General features: G+C 61.0%; 15 protein-coding genes. 3 read left to right on the top strand and 12 right to left on the bottom strand.

All coding sequences use genetic code 11. The features are described from left to right. The 8 genes from ADN01_RS01360 to ADN01_RS01325 form a co-directional block, all read right to left on the bottom strand. Window positions 1-354, bottom strand: a complete 354-nt coding sequence (locus tag ADN01_RS01360; protein ID WP_062419378.1) for an ornithine aminomutase subunit alpha — start codon at window positions 352-354, stop codon at window positions 1-3. A 45-nt stretch (window positions 355-399) separates the two neighbouring features. Beyond that, a complete protein-coding gene (gene ortB, locus ADN01_RS01355) occupies window positions 400-1809 on the bottom strand; it encodes a 2-amino-4-oxopentanoate thiolase subunit OrtB (protein ID WP_062419379.1) in 1410 nt (469 codons plus the stop codon). After that, a complete protein-coding gene (ortA, locus tag ADN01_RS01350) occupies window positions 1806-2090 on the bottom strand; it encodes a 2-amino-4-oxopentanoate thiolase subunit OrtA (RefSeq protein WP_062419380.1) in 285 nt (94 codons plus the stop codon). The genes ortB and ortA overlap by 4 nt, the downstream gene beginning before the upstream one ends. A 93-nt stretch (window positions 2091-2183) precedes the next feature. Continuing rightward, window positions 2184-3233 carry a 2,4-diaminopentanoate dehydrogenase gene (gene ord / locus ADN01_RS01345; RefSeq protein WP_407936230.1) on the bottom strand — a complete coding sequence of 350 codons (1050 nt, stop codon included), beginning with the start codon at window positions 3231-3233 and terminating at the stop codon, window positions 2184-2186. Window positions 3234-3384: 151 nt separating this feature from the next. Beyond that, window positions 3385-5088 carry a M20/M25/M40 family metallo-hydrolase gene (locus ADN01_RS01340; protein ID WP_062419381.1) on the bottom strand — a complete coding sequence of 568 codons (1704 nt, stop codon included), beginning with the start codon at window positions 5086-5088 and terminating at the stop codon, window positions 3385-3387. Between the two features lie 194 nt (window positions 5089-5282). Further along, entirely contained in the window at window positions 5283-5906 is a 624-nt protein-coding gene (locus ADN01_RS01335; RefSeq protein WP_062419382.1) for a hypothetical protein, read from the bottom strand. A gap of 42 nt (window positions 5907-5948) precedes the next feature. Further along, on the bottom strand, window positions 5949-6692 hold the full coding sequence (locus ADN01_RS01330) for a FadR/GntR family transcriptional regulator (RefSeq protein WP_062419383.1): 744 nt from the start codon (window positions 6690-6692) through the stop codon (window positions 5949-5951). A 179-nt stretch (window positions 6693-6871) separates the two neighbouring features. Further along, window positions 6872-8299: a hypothetical protein gene (locus ADN01_RS01325; protein ID WP_147238914.1), complete on the bottom strand. Its 1428-nt coding sequence runs from the start codon at window positions 8297-8299 to the stop codon at window positions 6872-6874. Window positions 8300-8576: 277 nt separating this feature from the next. Here ADN01_RS01325 and ADN01_RS01320 point away from each other — a divergent pair, with 277 nt between their 5' ends. Further along, window positions 8577-9050: a hypothetical protein gene (locus tag ADN01_RS01320; protein ID WP_062419385.1), complete on the top strand. Its 474-nt coding sequence runs from the start codon at window positions 8577-8579 to the stop codon at window positions 9048-9050. Between the two features lie 75 nt (window positions 9051-9125). Here ADN01_RS01320 and ADN01_RS01315 read toward each other — a convergent pair whose 3' ends face one another. Then, window positions 9126-10934 (bottom strand): M3 family oligoendopeptidase, encoded by a 1809-nt coding sequence (locus ADN01_RS01315; protein WP_062419386.1) that lies wholly within the window; start codon window positions 10932-10934, stop codon window positions 9126-9128. A gap of 23 nt (window positions 10935-10957) precedes the next feature. Then, window positions 10958-11218, bottom strand: coding sequence for a hypothetical protein (locus ADN01_RS01310; RefSeq protein ID WP_062419387.1), 261 nt, complete (start codon window positions 11216-11218; stop codon window positions 10958-10960). Between the two features lie 162 nt (window positions 11219-11380). Here ADN01_RS01310 and ADN01_RS01305 point away from each other — a divergent pair, with 162 nt between their 5' ends. Continuing rightward, entirely contained in the window at window positions 11381-11824 is a 444-nt protein-coding gene (locus ADN01_RS01305; RefSeq protein WP_062419388.1) for a CBS domain-containing protein, read from the top strand. 20 nt (window positions 11825-11844) lie between these two features. Further along, on the top strand, window positions 11845-12279 hold the full coding sequence (locus ADN01_RS01300; RefSeq protein WP_062419389.1) for a CBS domain-containing protein: 435 nt from the start codon (window positions 11845-11847) through the stop codon (window positions 12277-12279). Between the two features lie 64 nt (window positions 12280-12343). Here the strand turns inward: ADN01_RS01300 and ADN01_RS01295 are convergent, their stop codons facing one another. Both ADN01_RS01295 and ettA read right to left on the bottom strand, forming a co-directional pair. Beyond that, complete coding sequence (locus tag ADN01_RS01295; protein WP_113918788.1) at window positions 12344-13303, bottom strand: LysM peptidoglycan-binding domain-containing protein; 960 nt, start codon at window positions 13301-13303, stop codon at window positions 12344-12346. 11 nt (window positions 13304-13314) lie between these two features. Next, complete coding sequence (ettA, locus tag ADN01_RS01290) at window positions 13315-14997, bottom strand: energy-dependent translational throttle protein EttA (RefSeq protein WP_062419391.1); 1683 nt, start codon at window positions 14995-14997, stop codon at window positions 13315-13317. Window positions 14998-15005: the final 8 nt, after the last annotated feature.

The raw sequence follows: 15005 nt of genomic DNA, 5'->3' as shown, positions 1-15005 counted from the left end.
CTAAAACAGGCCCTGGAGCACTTCTTTGTCTTCCAGGATGGCCGCTGCCGCGGCGCGCACGTCCGTCCCATTTTTCTGAGCGAGCTTCAAGACCACGTGTCCCGCGCCCTTACCCAGTAAACCGGCTTCCAGAATACGATCCACCACCCCGTGGGCGCTGATGCTGTCAATGCCCATGCGCAGCAGCACCGAGCGTTCGATGGACGGCGAGGTATACGAGCGCGAAAGGTCCACAATCGGCTCCACCACCTGCTGACACAGCTCCCAAAAACGAGCCTTCAGCGCCTCGTCGCTCATCTTCTTCAATTCCACCTGCCGCTTTTCAAAGCGGGCAATTCGATCTTCACTCATCATGTACTCTTCCTCCGACCCAATTTCGAGTCAACCGGCTCAGTCAGCTTAAAGCCCCGCCATGTGCTGCCGCACCCAGGCCGAGTCTCGTTTGATATCCGCCGCCAAAAAGGCCACGTCGGCCTCGCTCCACGTGTTCGCCGCAGCTACCTTGGCCGCATTGCGCAGGTAGGACAGGCGCAGCTTTTCCATATCCTGCTCTTTGCCCCACACCTGATCCAGGCTGACCGGGATGACGATGGCCTTGCCCGGCACGTTGTCTTTGGGATCGCCGCGCCGCACTTCCACGCCGTTTTCACGCGCAAAGGCCAGCTGGCTGTTGTGGTGCTTGCCTGCGCCGGTGTATTCTGTCTCCTGCACCACCACAATCTGGTCGCGGTCCATCTGCCGCGCCACAGCCACCGCCGCCGTCAGGCTGATGTTGCCCGCCGGGCCGCGTTCCAGGCCCTCCAGCTTGGTGAGCAGTTCGGTGATGTAAAACACCTCGCCCTGCGTCACCAGGTGGTATTCGTCCATATAGCGCAGGCTGCGCGCCGCGTTGCGCGGCACATCCACCCGGTCGGGCCAGGTGGCAAAGGGCACGCCAAAACCGGTGTGGCCGGTGGTGAAGGACTTGCGGTTAAAGTCGTGATCCGAAGCCATGTGCAGCCCGCCCAAATCCACCGAGCAGGCCACAATGCGCGTCTGATCGCAGCCCGCCGCCAAAAGGCCGCGCGCCGTGCCGGTCAGATTGCCGCCGCCCGCGTGGGTGATCATCACCGCGTCGGGGTCTTTGCCGTAGCGCGCCCGCACCTGCTCGGCGATTTCCGTGCCCAGGGTTTCCACCCCGCGGATGCCAAAGGGGGTGTACAGGCTGGCGTTGAAAAAGCCGGTGTCTTCCAGGGCGCGCAGCAGCATGTAAAACAGCTCCGGCCCCACGGTCAGCTTCAGCACTTCAGCTCCATAGGCCTCACAGGCTCGCCCTTTTTCCACAATTTCGGGCTGCCCCACGCCGCGACTGTCGTACACTTCCTGCACCACAATGCATTTCAGGCCGCGTTGGGCTGCCTGCGATGCCACCGCCGCGCCGTAATTGCCGCTGGTGGCCGCGATCATGCCTTTGTAGCCCTTCTTGGCGGCCTCATACGCGCTGATGGACGCCCGCCGCGCCTTAAAGCTGCCCGACGCGTTGGCGGCCTCATCCTTCACCAGGATGGTGGCGCCTTTCCCTGGCCCGGCCATCCTGCGCACAGCCTCGGTCAGGTTGCGCAGCTCAAACAAGGGCGTATCGCCCACCTTGGTCTCGCGCTGAATGCGGCGGATATCGTCCAGGCTGTAGCCCGTTTCGCGCATCATGCGCTCATAGTCAAAGGCGATGGGGCTTTGCATGTAATCGTCAAAGTCAATCCCCAGCGAGGCCTTCATGATTTCGTTCTTGCGCGCCATCACAGCGGCATAAGAAGTATCTTTCGCGCTCATGCTTCCGCCTCCGTGCCAATCGTCAGCAGTTCCGGCACGGTCGTGCCAAAGCTGTGGCTGTAACTGGGGTTCACCGTGCGCAGCACCCCGCTCAATTCGCGGCCGATGATCGTGCGGATCTTCACCTCCGCGCCCAGCTCCGCCGCCTCCAGCAAAAAGCCCGACACGCGCAGCACATAGGGAACCTGCTTGGTGTCTTCTGGAACCGAGGGGGCGCGCTCTTCGGGTTTCAAGACGACTTGCTCAATCTCAACCCAGGTACCTTTTTCAATTTTGCTCATAGTGCCTCCAACCCGCATAGAACATCACAGGCCGAAAACGGTTGGGTTTTCTGCCTGCGATGAACAAGGAATCGTTTACGTCAACATCGTGATTTAGATATGACGGCTGTAGGCGCTCTCACCCATCAGAGCCGCCGGGGCCGGCAGATCAATCATGCGCTTCAGACCGGGCGTCGCCGCCACCACATGCGGGATCATATTCACCGCGATGCCCATGGTGGCAATGCCGCCAGCGATTTCGGGCTTGACCGCCATGTGAATTTCCGGCTTGCCGTAAATGTGGATATAGTCGCCGGTGTCCTGATTTTCCAACTGCGGGTGAATTTGCTGCGGGTGGATCAGGCGGATGACTTCTTTGTCCCCGCGGTAGCCCACGCCGATATGCGCGCAGCCCGCCACCATGCCCGGCTCCACCGTCACATGCGGGGTCTCGCGGTGCACTTTGCTGATGATCGGTTCGCGGCTCTGCTCAATGCGGTCCACGCCCAATCCCAGGGCGTCGCTGATCATGTGAATCGATTCGGGGAAGCCCACATGCCCCACAATCGAACCGTCCGCCACGCCCGCCCGGAAGGCTTCGGGGGTGGTGCCCACACCCTGCGATTTCATCACCGTGGGGCCGTAGGGGCTGAGGTCGTTCACGCGCGAGGCTTCGATCCGTTCCACGCTGTGATTGCCGCCCGTCAGGGTCACCACCAGCAGATCCAACACAAAACCGGGGTTCACGCCCGTGCCCAACACCGATACGCCGTGCTTCTTGGCCAGCTCATCCAGCTCGCGGGCCAATTCCGGGCTTTGCGCATACGGGTCGGCCATTTCTTCGGCGATCGAAATGCAGTTAATGCCCGCGCTGAGCACCTTGCGCAGATCCGGCATCTGCTCAGAGAGCCAGGAGGTGGTGGCCAGGATGACCAGATCCACCTTCTCCTTCTTCAGCACATCCTCAGGGCGGTTGGTGATGGTCACACCCAGCGATTTACCCACACCCAACACATCGCCCAGGTCTTTTCCCACGTAGTCCGGCCGGCCGTCAATGACGGCTTCGATCTTGAGGCCCGATTTCTCGAGCATGAGCCGGGCCATTCCGCTACCCATCGCGCCGAGGCCCCACTGAAGAACACGAATTGGCTCCATACAAGCAATCCTTTCGATCTGAGAGTTAAAAGTGGATTTCACGCTGCCGTAAAAATCCATTAACGGACAATAAGATCATATCACGGTCTCAACGCGCTTTGAAAAAAACTTGAGCTTTGTCGCAATTCTATGGAAGAGTATCACCCTCGCCGGGCGGTTTTCACTCCGGCTGAGCCTCCGCAGCGTACCCATTCAGGTCGGCGCAAATTCGCCAGAGCAGTTCGGGCAGCACCTCAAAGGCGTAGGGGGTGTACAGGCGTTCATTACGCTGGTGATAGTCGCGCCCCCACGGGCCGATGTTCACCGCCGGAAGGGCCAGCCCGGCCGCCGCTGAATAGTCAAAACCCGCCCGCTGACCCCAGGCCGGGGTGTTCAGCATCAGTTCAAATTGTTCCTCTTCCGAAACCTGACCGCCCAAAAAGCTCAGATCTGAAATTCCGGGGAAAAAGGCGTGGGTGGTAAACGGCGTCTGGAACTCACGGCTGACCGCCGTGCCGTGGGTCTCGATGGCCTGCTGCAGGCGGCGGGCGCGTTCATCCCCCTCGTCCAAAATCACCGGCGGGTAATGGATGGCGGCAAAACCCACCACCGCCGCCGGGCCGGTCAGTCCGCTGGCCGCCCAGGTCTCTTCCACCAGGCGCAGGCTCACCTGGGGCGTGTTCAGGTTGGGGTCGGCGGAAAGCTCTTGCTGCAGACGGTCGTAGCGCGCCGAAAATTCTCTGCCGCCGTTCATCTCGGCCAGGGTTTTGAGCTGCTCGAAGGTGTACACCGACGGCCTGGGAAGTTCCCAATCATTGGGTCTCTCCGTGCGCTCCGCGTAGGCATCCGCGGCCTTCTGTAAATCTTCAATGGCCTCCATTAAAGCTGCGCCCACCGCCCCGACCATGCGGGTCAAAACCTCGCTCACCGGCTGTTTTAAGGTCAGCCAGTTAAAGTAGCACCAGGCGCTGGTGGGCGTGGTCACGTCGTAGTGCATCTTCGAATCGGCATATTTCAGGCAGGTGGGCGGCACGGTGAACGAGCCCCGCCATTCATCCGCGAAAATTGGGTTGCATTCCACCCGCCGCACTACCTCAGCCCCCATGCGGTTCACGTTCACCCCGCTGAAAGGTGAACCAGCGTGGGTCTCGCGCCCCACCAGGAACACGGCCGGCAGCAGCTTGCCCACGCTGCCCAAATAAGCCGCCTGCCCCTGGCTGCCGTCCCCCAAATCATCCGATGCGTCCAGGTTGACAGCCGCCCCCAGGCTCAGCCCCCACTGTTGGGCCAGGCCGGGCAGCTGCGCCGCCATAGCCCGCGCGCCGTAAGAGGCAATTTCTTCATCCGGTACGGCCACAAACAGCAGGTTCCCCCGCCGCTGGGCCTGGGGCAGGCGCACAAAGCGCTCCATCACCGCCAACCCGGCCGCCAGGCCACTCTTCATATCCAGCAAACCGCGCCCCGGCAAAAAATTCCCGCTGAGCAAATCCTCCAATGCCAACGCGTCCGCCGCCGAAAGCCCCTGGGGACGGGTGGCCTCGCTTTGCAGGCGTTCGATCAGGCGCGGCAGTAAAGCCTCGGGGTCGTAGGCCCAGGGGCTTAAATCGCCGTAATTCTCCACGCTGACCACATCGTAATGCCCAGTCAAAATCACCGTTTGCGGCCCCTCACCCCGCACCAACGCCGCCACCGCGTAACGCTCAAAGGCGTCCCGCTGGGTTTGCAGCAGTTGAATCTGCTGGGGATGCTCCTGAAAATAGGGCCATTCCAGCAGCTGCGTACGCAGAAAGTGGGCGAAGTCGCGCTCGCCGGGGGTATTGGTCTGGCTGGGGAATTGAGTCAGGCGCAGCGACCAGGCACGGGTGGGGGTGGTCCAATCGTACATATACAGATCTCCTTGAAGGGGGGTCGGGGGGTGTTCGCGAATCCCTTTCATTATACAGGCCCGCCCAAAATGGGCCGTTCGTTCGCGCCCGGCAATTTGCAGGAATCACTGCACCCCGCCAGGTAACCCGGCGGGGTGCAGCCTAACCCCACTGCTTAGGGCCTTCCCTTCCCTAAGCCGTCCAAATATCGCCTTTAGATCCAGCCCAAAATGCCCGCAAACACCGCCAGCATGAGCACATTCACCCCAAACAGGCCGCCGATGAAGCGCTTCTGCCGGGCAGGCTGCCAGTCGTAACACCAGAAGGCCGCCAGAAAGAAGGGGATGTACACCGTCACAAACACCGGCAGCGCCCCCCACCAGGGATACACCCACACGAAGGCCGGGGTCATCGCCAGGAAAATTTCAATGAAGGCAAAAAAGGCCGCGTTCAGCACCGCGAAAAACACGCGGTTGTTGATCCCCAGAATCTTCAGGCGCGGGTCCGCGGGCAGCAGCTTGCTCATCACCAGCCCTGCCACCGAAAACATCAGGCTCAGTTCCACGCCCACCCCCACCAGCAGCAGCAGCGAGGTGCCGGTCGGCACGGTCCACAGGGCGTGCCCGCTGAAATGCTGAATCAGCGCGTTGAGGATTTCATAAAACCAATGCACCATGTACAGCGCCAACCCCGCCGCGATCCCCTTCCAATTCTTGTGGGAGTACTCGTTGGCATAGATATACACGGCCATCGCCAGCATGGGGATGACGATCCACTGAAAGTTTTCCCCGTTGCGCAAAATCGAAAGGGCTTGCTGCGTTGCTTCTGGGTGATTCATGAGGCCTCCAATGTTTTGATTAACCCGTCTTCTGCGTCTTCCTCAATCCTGCGCCGCCGCACCCGCCGTGCGCAGATAAGCTTCACCATGGCGCAGCATAGCCGCCATAATCTCGGCCGCCCGCGGCGAATTTTGCTCCTGCACCGCCTGCCCCAATTGGGCGTGAAAGGCCCACACCTCGCCCACCGCCGCCCCGCCGCGCACGCCCGTAAAAAAGCGGCCGGTCAAATTGGTGTACACCTTTTCAAACGAATTCAAAATCATCGGATAGAGCACATTGTTGGAGGCAATTGCCACCAGCAAATGAAATTCAAAATCCAATGCGGTCAGGGTCTGCGCATCACCCCAATCCGCCGCCGCTTCGCGCCGCAAATGCGCCTGCAAGCGTTCCATCTGTTCCAGGGTGCGCCGCTCCGCGGCCAACCGCGCCGTCTCCATCTCCAAGACCAGGCGCATTTCCATCAGGCTGTTCAGGAACACCGGATCCAACGCGCCTTCTTGATAGGCCAGCAGCGAAGGCAGCAGCGCCAGCGAACCGCTGGTGCGAAAATCAGCAATGCGCGCGCCCCGGCGCGGTTCAATCACCACCAGGCCCTTACCTGCCAGATCCACCAAGGCCTCGTGCAGCACAGGGCGGCTTAAGCCCAGGCGCTGCGCCAGCGCCCGTTCTGCCGGTAGCCTTTCTCCAATTTTTAACTCACCCGAAAGGATGAACCCCTCCAGCTTGCGCGCACAGGCTTCTTTCAGGCTCTGAACCGCTAAAGGCGAAATCTGCAAAGGATCCAAAAGAAAGCTCCACAAAATAACTGGTAAAACCACCTGCCAAATAGCTTAACATTAAAATCCGTTAAATTCAACACGTCATTTCTCACCTTTTTACCGATGAAAATCCTCCAAGATACCCATAAAAAAAGCGGAGGTCAAAACCGCTGACCTCCGCGCAAACTTAAGCCGATGGAGTGCCTTTAGGGCAGATAAAACGCGTCGTAGTCCTCCGCCACACGGGTGGTGCCGGGCACTTTGGTCACCGCGCGCTGCACGCGCGCCGTCACCAACAGCGGTTGGTCGCTGATCACTTCCACCGCGCCCGCAAAGGCTCCGCTGCGCAGAACATAAGCTGAATAGGGTGTGGTGTTGCGCACCGCATGCAGCGGAACACCCTTGTAGCGCAGGGTGGGGTTCTTTTTGTTCCCCAGGCTGCCGTCAGCGCGGTAATAGCGCACCTCAATATTGGCCTTGGCGTTCCCCAGGTTGAGCATGCTGATATAGGTGCGCGGCAAAGTGGAGGTTTTACCCCAGACCACATACGGCAAAGCGTAGCGGTAGCTGGGTGCCGGCGCGGGCGTCACCTGAGCCGCGAAGGTGGTGCCCACCCCATAACGGTCACGCACCATGCCCACCCCCGTCAGGGCCGCGCCGCTGCTGGTGACCACCACAGAGCCGGTCTTGCCCACCAGGCGCGAATCCAGGCAAGGGTCAATTTCCAGGCTTTGCCCCGCGCTCACCGCCAGGCCGGTAAAGTTCAACGGCTTAGAAGGGTTGATCTTGGCTCCGCCGTTGGTATAAAAGAGCACATCAACCGTGGTATCCTCACTGGCCTGCACATAATAGCGGCTGCGCAGGCGGCGCGTCAGCGTGCTGCACGTCAGGCGCGACATCGTCAGCGATTGCGAAGCACGGGCCGGCCCCTGAGCCTCATAGGCAAAGGCGCGCCGCCCGTCGGATTCTTGCTCCACCACCACCGCCCCCAAAATGCTGCTGTCTGGCCCTTCCACCACCAAAGCGGTGCGGGTTCCGGCAGCCAGGCCCAGGTCCTCGCCGTCAAAATGCCGGCTGGACTGCGGTGGGATGGTGGCCGCCGCCAGTTCCACCCCGTTTTCCAGCACGCGCACATCCACCGGCGCATCGGTCACGTTCTGCACGCCCAACGTTGCACTGAGGGTGATGGGGGTCTTGTAATACAGCTCGGAGTATTGGTATACAAAATAAGGCACAAACAGCAGGCCGCCCGCTTCCTGGGCCTCCATGCCGCTGTACAGCGGCTGGCCGTATTTGACATCGTCGCCCGTGGCCACCTGCTCATACACCGCCAACACACCGGAGGGCGCTTCCAGCACAGCGGCCCCGCCGGATTCCGGCAGGGTCGAATTCACCAGGAAGGTCCCCGAGCCGTAAGGCGGAACCAGGGGCAGGCTGTCCCCATCCTGAGCATACGGGTTGCCGTCCGCATCGTAGTACACCACGTTCAGGGGGGCATCTTCGGCCGTGGTGTTGAAATAGGCAATGCGCCCGCCCCAGGTGGGGCCGCTGTCCACCTGCGCCGAAACATCCGCCAGACCCCCTGAAACAGCTAACAAACTAACTGAAAGTACAAGTGTAAGCCAGCGTTTCATCCGGTTCCCTCCCACCTTGCGCCACATGGTGGCATCATTAGACTGATATTCCGAAACTTTTCTTCGGACTTATCAAAAGTTTACACTGAAAACAAGCTGCAGGCAACTTCCAATTTCGTTAAGAATCAGGCTTTCTGCCCTGCTGAAACCCGTTTGACAGACCTGCCGCGCATCTGTTATCATTTGCATGCATTCAGTCGCCGCACGGGCGTTTCCCTCATCCAAATGTGCATGAGCTGACCGAACTCTTTCCGACCCACCAGGAATTTTTCTCTCAATGGATACCCCCCTTTCCACCCCTGTCCCGCCTGCCCCCAAAATCATCCGCATCGGCCGCTGGGAAATCAGCCGCGATTTGATTTTGGCCTTCTTCCTGCTCTTCCCGGCTTTATTGTGCTTTGCTTCCATCATCCTCGTCTTCACCGTCAGCACCGTGCGCAGCAACACCAGCCTGCCCGTGCCCGCGGCCCTGCTGGGCGGTTGGGCGCGCAACCCCGCACCTTACGCCCTGTGCGACCTGGAAGCCTACCCGGCGCAGCTCAGTTTTCAGGCCAACCGCTCCTACACCGGCAGCCCCGGCAGCCTTTGGGCGGGCGGACGTTTCCAGGTGCTGCCCCAGGAGCAGATCAAGCTGGAAACCGCAGAAGGCATGGAAACCTACACCTACATCCTGGAGACCCACCCCGGAATGAATTACCTGCGTATCCACGCCGGCATCTGCGAAGTCACCTATACGCAGTGGTCGAAATAAACTCCCCCGTACACAAGCAAAGGCTCCGACAAGTTCGCCGGAGCCTTTTTGTTTGCACAAAAATCGCGCGGACGCTTACAAAGCCTGATACTGGCGGATGCGCTCTTCCACCACCCGCAAACTCTTGCGCCAGAAATCGGGCTGGGTCAAATCCAGCCCAAAGCGCGCCCCCAACTCGGCGGCGGTGCCTTCGCCGGTTGAAGCCAGCAGGTGCATATAATCCGGCACAAATTCCGCCCCGCGCGCGCGGTATTCCGCGTACAGCCCCAGCCCAAACAGCAGACCGAAGGCATAGGGGAAGTTGTAGAAGGACAGGCCCACGCTGTAATAATGCGGCTTCCAGGTCCACATATAGGGATGCAAATAGCGCTCATCCAGCCCATCCCCATAGGTTTGCAGCTGCGCCTGGCGCATCAGCTCACAAATTTCATCCGCCGAAAGCTCCGATTGCGCCCGCCGCTCAAACAGCGCCTGTTCAAACAGGTAGCGCGAACTGATGTCCACGATCAACTGCGAGTCATTGATCAGCGCGCTGTCCAAAATGGCCAGTTTCTGCCCGTCATCGCGGGCCTCGGCGTAGGCCGCTTCCATGATGATCGTCTCACATAGGATCGAAGCCGTCTCCGCCAGGGTCATGGGCGTGCGCCGCTGCAAATTGGTTTTGCCCGCCCGGAAAAGGCAGTCGTCATGAAAGCCGTGGCCCAGCTCATGCGCAATGGTGGATACCTGATCAAACGAGCCGTCAAAATTGCACAAAATGCGCGACTCTTTTTGCAGCGGCAAGCTCATGCAGAACGCGCCGCCTTGTTTCCCGCTGCGCTGCTCGGCGTCAATCCAATTCTTCTCAAAAGCGCGCTGCGCAAAAGACTCCAGATGCGGTGAGAACCCGCCGAACTGCTCCAAAATGTAGCTGCGCGCCGCATCATAAGTAAAGCTCTGGCTGTTCTGGCCCATCGGCGCGAACAGATCCCACCAGGGCAGTTTTTCCTTGCCCAGCTTGCGCGCCTTGGCCTGAAAATACTGGCGGAACATGGGGAAGGAATCGCGCATGGCCCCCAGCATGGCGTCCAGGGTGGGCTGGTCAATGCGCGCCTCGTCCAGCGCGCTGTGAACGGCGTCCCGGCGTCCGCGCCGCCGGTTGAGGGTTTCCACCGTACCCTTCACGCCGTTCAAGGCCGCCGCCAGGGGTTCGCGCGCGCTCTCCCAAGCCGCCATCTCCGCCTCGTAGGCGCGCCGGCGCACATCCCCATCCGGATGCGAGCGCAGGTTGATCAACGCCGGCATGGGCAGCTTCTGCATCTGCCCGTCCAGCTCAAAGGGCACGCTCATCTGCGAGGTGACCACCCCCTGAAGCCGACCCCATGCGTTGCCGCCGCTCAGCGCCAGCTCCGCCGCCAGGGTCTCTTCCGCCTCGCTCATCTGATAGCGGCTTTGCGCTGCGGCATCGCGCAAATAAAATGCGTGGGCCGCCGCGCTGCCGGGCTGGGCGTTCACCTCGTCCAGGCGCGCCGCCACCTTGCCCGCCAGGGCACGCAGACGCATTTCCAGCATCTGCGCCGGAACCCAGGTTTGCTCGTATTCGGAATACCGCCGCTGCGCCAGGGTGTTATACGAATCGGTGGATACAAAAGCCACCAGATAAGATTCCAATGTCCCGCCCAGGTCAAAGATCTGGTTCAGGCCGTCCACCAACTCGCTCAGCAGGGCTGCCAGGCGCGGCGCGGGTGTGTTCTCATCCACCTGCGGCAGTTCTGCATCCATGCGCGCCTGCAGCACGGCGATCTGCGCGCGAAGCTGGGTGAAGGCCGCCTCCAGCTCGGGCGACTCCAGGCCCGGGAAAACGTTGGAAACATCCCAGCGTGGGGCTGATTGTGGTTTTGTCATCGTTTCACCTCAATGGTTTCCAGTTAGAAATGAACCCACCAGCCGCTCCCATCCGGTGTGGGGGTCAGCTCGGTGGGGATGCCGCCCAGGGGTTGAAACAGTTCCCAGACCCCCAGCAGCAGGGTCAGCGCAAAAATGACCAACAAAAAAAGCGCTATCCAGCGCGTACTGCCCCGATCTTCGGTCAGGGTGTCATCCAGCCCCACCCCATCCACACCTCCCGCGTCCGCTTCGAGCCGGGGGGCTTCGGTCTGCTGTGCCTGCCAGGGGTGTCCATCCTGCATGCTAACCTCCGCGGCTCACGCGCTTTACAGACAAGATTGTAACATATCTGCCTCGGCCCCTGCGAGCGGTTTCTCTCATCAAACCCTTACTTGACAAAATCAATCCAAATACAGATAATAGAATCAGTACCGTTCCAACCGTCTACTGGGAGAGGGAATCGAATGACGACTGTAAAGCACATCCTGATGGAAAAAGGGCATGTGGTCTGGTCTGTTTCCCCACATGCCGCCGTCAAAGATGCACTCCACCTGCTGGCCGAAAAGAAAATCGGCGCGGTGCTGGTGGTGGAAGAGAGCAAGATTCTCGGCATCTTTTCAGAACGGGATTATGTCCGTTTGGTCGCCGATGCTGGCGCGCTCGCGCAAGACACCCCGGTTCACGAAGTCATGACCCACCCCATCTACTTTGTCACCCCCGACCAAAAATTGGAAGACTGCATGTCCCTGATGACCGCCAAACACATCCGCCACCTGCCGGTGATGGAGAACGGCAAGCTGGTCGGTTTGATCTCGATTGGGGACGTGGTCAAGTGGTTGATCGAAGACAAGGTCACCACCATCAAAGGCCTGGAAAATTACATTCTGGGCCGCGGCTTTTCGCAGTAACCCACGGAAGGCAGGGAATCATGACAACTGTTCGCCATTTAATCCGCAACAAGGGCCGGGTGTGGACCTTTGCGCCCGAAGAACCCGCTCTGCGCGCGCTGAAACTGATGGCTGAGAAGAAAATCGGCGCGGTTTTGATCATGGAAGCCGAGAAAGTGGTGGGGATCTTCTCCGAACGAGACTTCGCCCGCGCCGCCGCCGTCAACCCTTCCCTTTCTCCCAATACCCCGCTGCAGGAACTGATGACCCATGAAGTGTATTACGTCAGCCCGGATCAGACCGTGGATGAATGTATGGCGCTCATGACCGCCCGCCACATCCGCCACCTGCCCGTGGTGGAAGAACACCAGTTGGTCAGCGTCATCTCCATCGGCGACGTGGTGAAATCCGTCCTGGCCGAAAAAGAATCCGACATCAAAGGCTTAGAAGATTACATCTGGGTCAATCTGATCTGACCTTTCCCCCGTGCCGCACCGCGCAGCGCCCGCCCCTCCGGCGGGCGTTGTGGTTTTCGGAACCTCATTCGCCCACCACAATCTCCAGCACCTTCCCCACCGCCAGCGTGTCCACGCGCGTCAGCCCATTGCGGCGGGCCACGGCCTCGGCCTGCGTGCCAAAGCGCGCCGCCACCGCGGGTAGGGTGTCGCCGGGTTCCACCGTGTAGGTCAGCGTCTGCCCCGGGGTTAAATCTGGCAAAGCGGTGGGCAAAGCCCGCGCCTCCGGCGGGCGCAGATCCTCATAGCCCTTGGCGCGCATCCAGGCGCACACCACCGGCCCGCCGAACCGGTCGGGGCGGGGCGCGCCAAACTGTGCCGGGAGGCCGTCATAGCCGCGAAAGTAGCCCGCCTCTCCCGTCAGTTGGGCTTCGGCCGCCGCGGAAAGCTCGGCGTCGCCCACCGCCACGGCATGAATATGGATGGGCGAATCAGGTGAAAGCTCGCCGTAATCGCGCAGCCAGGCGGCAAAACCCGCCGCGCGCAGCGCCCGCAGCGCCGGCCCAATCTCATCCCACAGCACCACCCATTCCGGCAGGCGGATGACCGAAAGGTCCACCGCCCCGCCGCCCAAATGGGTGCCAAAACTGGCCGCGCCGTTATCGTGGTAGCTGCCCTGGGTGACGGCCGCGCCCGCCAGATCAATTTCACCCCCATACAGGCGCGCCGCGTGTTCCAACATGGCCTGCGTGCGGCGGTTGATCACCCACGACCCCAACTCCACGCGGGTGTAGTCCTCCGGCGGCGGCTGGCAGCCCGCGGGTTCAAACACCGTTGGCCAGGTCAGCTCGGCCGTGGGCGTCAGTGAAGGGGTCAGCGTGGGCTGTGGGGAAGGCGGGATACTGGGCACAGGGCTGGGCAGGACAGTGGGAGCGGCGGCAGCCGTAGGACTGGGCGTGGGCACAGGGCTGCACCCGGCCAGTAAACCCGCCGTCAGCGCCACAGCCATCCAAAACCCACCGTGTCCGTTCTTCGCCGGTCTCATCCCGTCCGCCGTCAGCGGGTCAGCTGCCGGTACTTCATGCGGTGGGGCTGATCCGCGGCCGTGCCCAAACGCGCCCGCCGGTCGGCCTCGTACTGGGTGAAATTGCCGTCGTAAAACACCACGCTGCGGTCGTCTTCAAAGGCCAGGATATGGGTGGCCACGCGGTCCAGGAACCAGCGGTCGTGGCTGACCACCACCGCGCAGCCGCCAAAATTCTCCAGGGCCTCTTCCAAAGCGCGGATGGTGTTCACATCCAGGTCGTTGGTGGGCTCGTCCAGCAGCAGCACATTGGCCCCCGCCAGCAGCACCCGCGCCAGGTGCACGCGGTTGCGCTCGCCTCCCGAAAGCATGCCCACCCGCTTTTGCTGGTCGCTGCCGGTGAAGTTGAAGCGCGACACATAGGCACGCGAATTCACCTGCCGGCCGCCCATCTGGATGGTTTCCTGCTCGTCGGTGATCATCTGCCACACGGTTTTTTCGGGATCCAAAACATCCCGACTCTGATCCACGTAAGCCAGCTTAACCGTCTCGCCGATGCGGATACTGCCGCTGTCGGGCTGCTCCTGTCCGGTGATCATGCGCAGCAGGGTGGTTTTGCCCGCCCCGTTGGGGCCGATCACGCCGATGATGCCGCCCGGCGGCAGATTGAAGGTCACGTTTTCCAAAACCACGCGGTTCAGATACCCCTTACTCACCCCCTGGGCCTCCACCACCACATTCCCCAGGCGCGGCCCCGGCGGAATGTAAATCTCCAGATCGCGGGACATCTTTTCGGTTTCCTGCGACAGCAGATTTTCATAAGCGCTGATGCGCGCCTTTGACTTGGCATGCCGCGCCCGCGGGGCCATGCGGATCCATTCTAGCTCGCGCTGCAAGGTGCGCTGGCGTTCGCTTTCGCCTTTTTCTTCCTGTTCTAGCCGCGTGCGTTTTTGCTCCAGCCAGGAGGAATAGTTGCCCTCCCAGGGGATGCCGTGCCCGCGGTCCAGCTCCAAAATCCAACCAGCCACGTTGTCCAAAAAATAGCGGTCGTGGGTCACGGCGATCACCGTGCCGGGGTACTGCTGTAAATGCCTTTCCAGCCAGGCCACCGATTCGGCGTCCAGATGGTTGGTGGGTTCGTCCAGCAGCAAAATATCTGGCTGCAGCAGCAGCAAGCGGCACAAGGCCACCCGCCGCCGCTCTCCGCCCGAAAGCACCCCCACCTGCATGTCCGGCGGCGGGCAGCGCAGCGCATCCATGGCCATTTCCAGGCGGGAATCCAGGTCCCAAGCGTTGAGTGTGTCCAGCTTTTCCTGCACATCCCCCTGTTTTTGAATCAGCTCGTCCATCTCCTCTGGCGAAAGCGGGTCGCCGAAGCGGGCATTGATGGCGTCAAACTCGTTCAGCAGGTCGCGAATGGGCTTGACCCCTTCTTCCACCACCTCCCGCACCGTGCGCTGGTCGTCCAGCAGCGGTTCCTGCTCCAAAAAGCCGATGGTGTACCCCGGCGAAACGGCGATCTGGCCGTTGAATTCCTTGTCCACCCCCGCCAAAATACGCAGCAGGGAGCTTTTGCCTGAGCCGTTCAGGCCGATCACCCCAATTTTTGCACCGTAATAATAGCCCAAATAAATGTCGCGCAGCACCGGCTTCTTGTCGTAAAACTTGCTGACGCCGATCATCGAATAGATCACTTTGGTGGTTTCGCCTGCCATCCCAGCTC

The sequence above is a fragment of the Levilinea saccharolytica genome, from assembly GCF_001306035.1.
Classification (GTDB): domain Bacteria; phylum Chloroflexota; class Anaerolineae; order Anaerolineales; family Anaerolineaceae; genus Levilinea; species Levilinea saccharolytica.
Note: the sequence above shows the minus strand (reverse complement) of the source record. Positions and strands in the feature narration are given on the sequence as shown.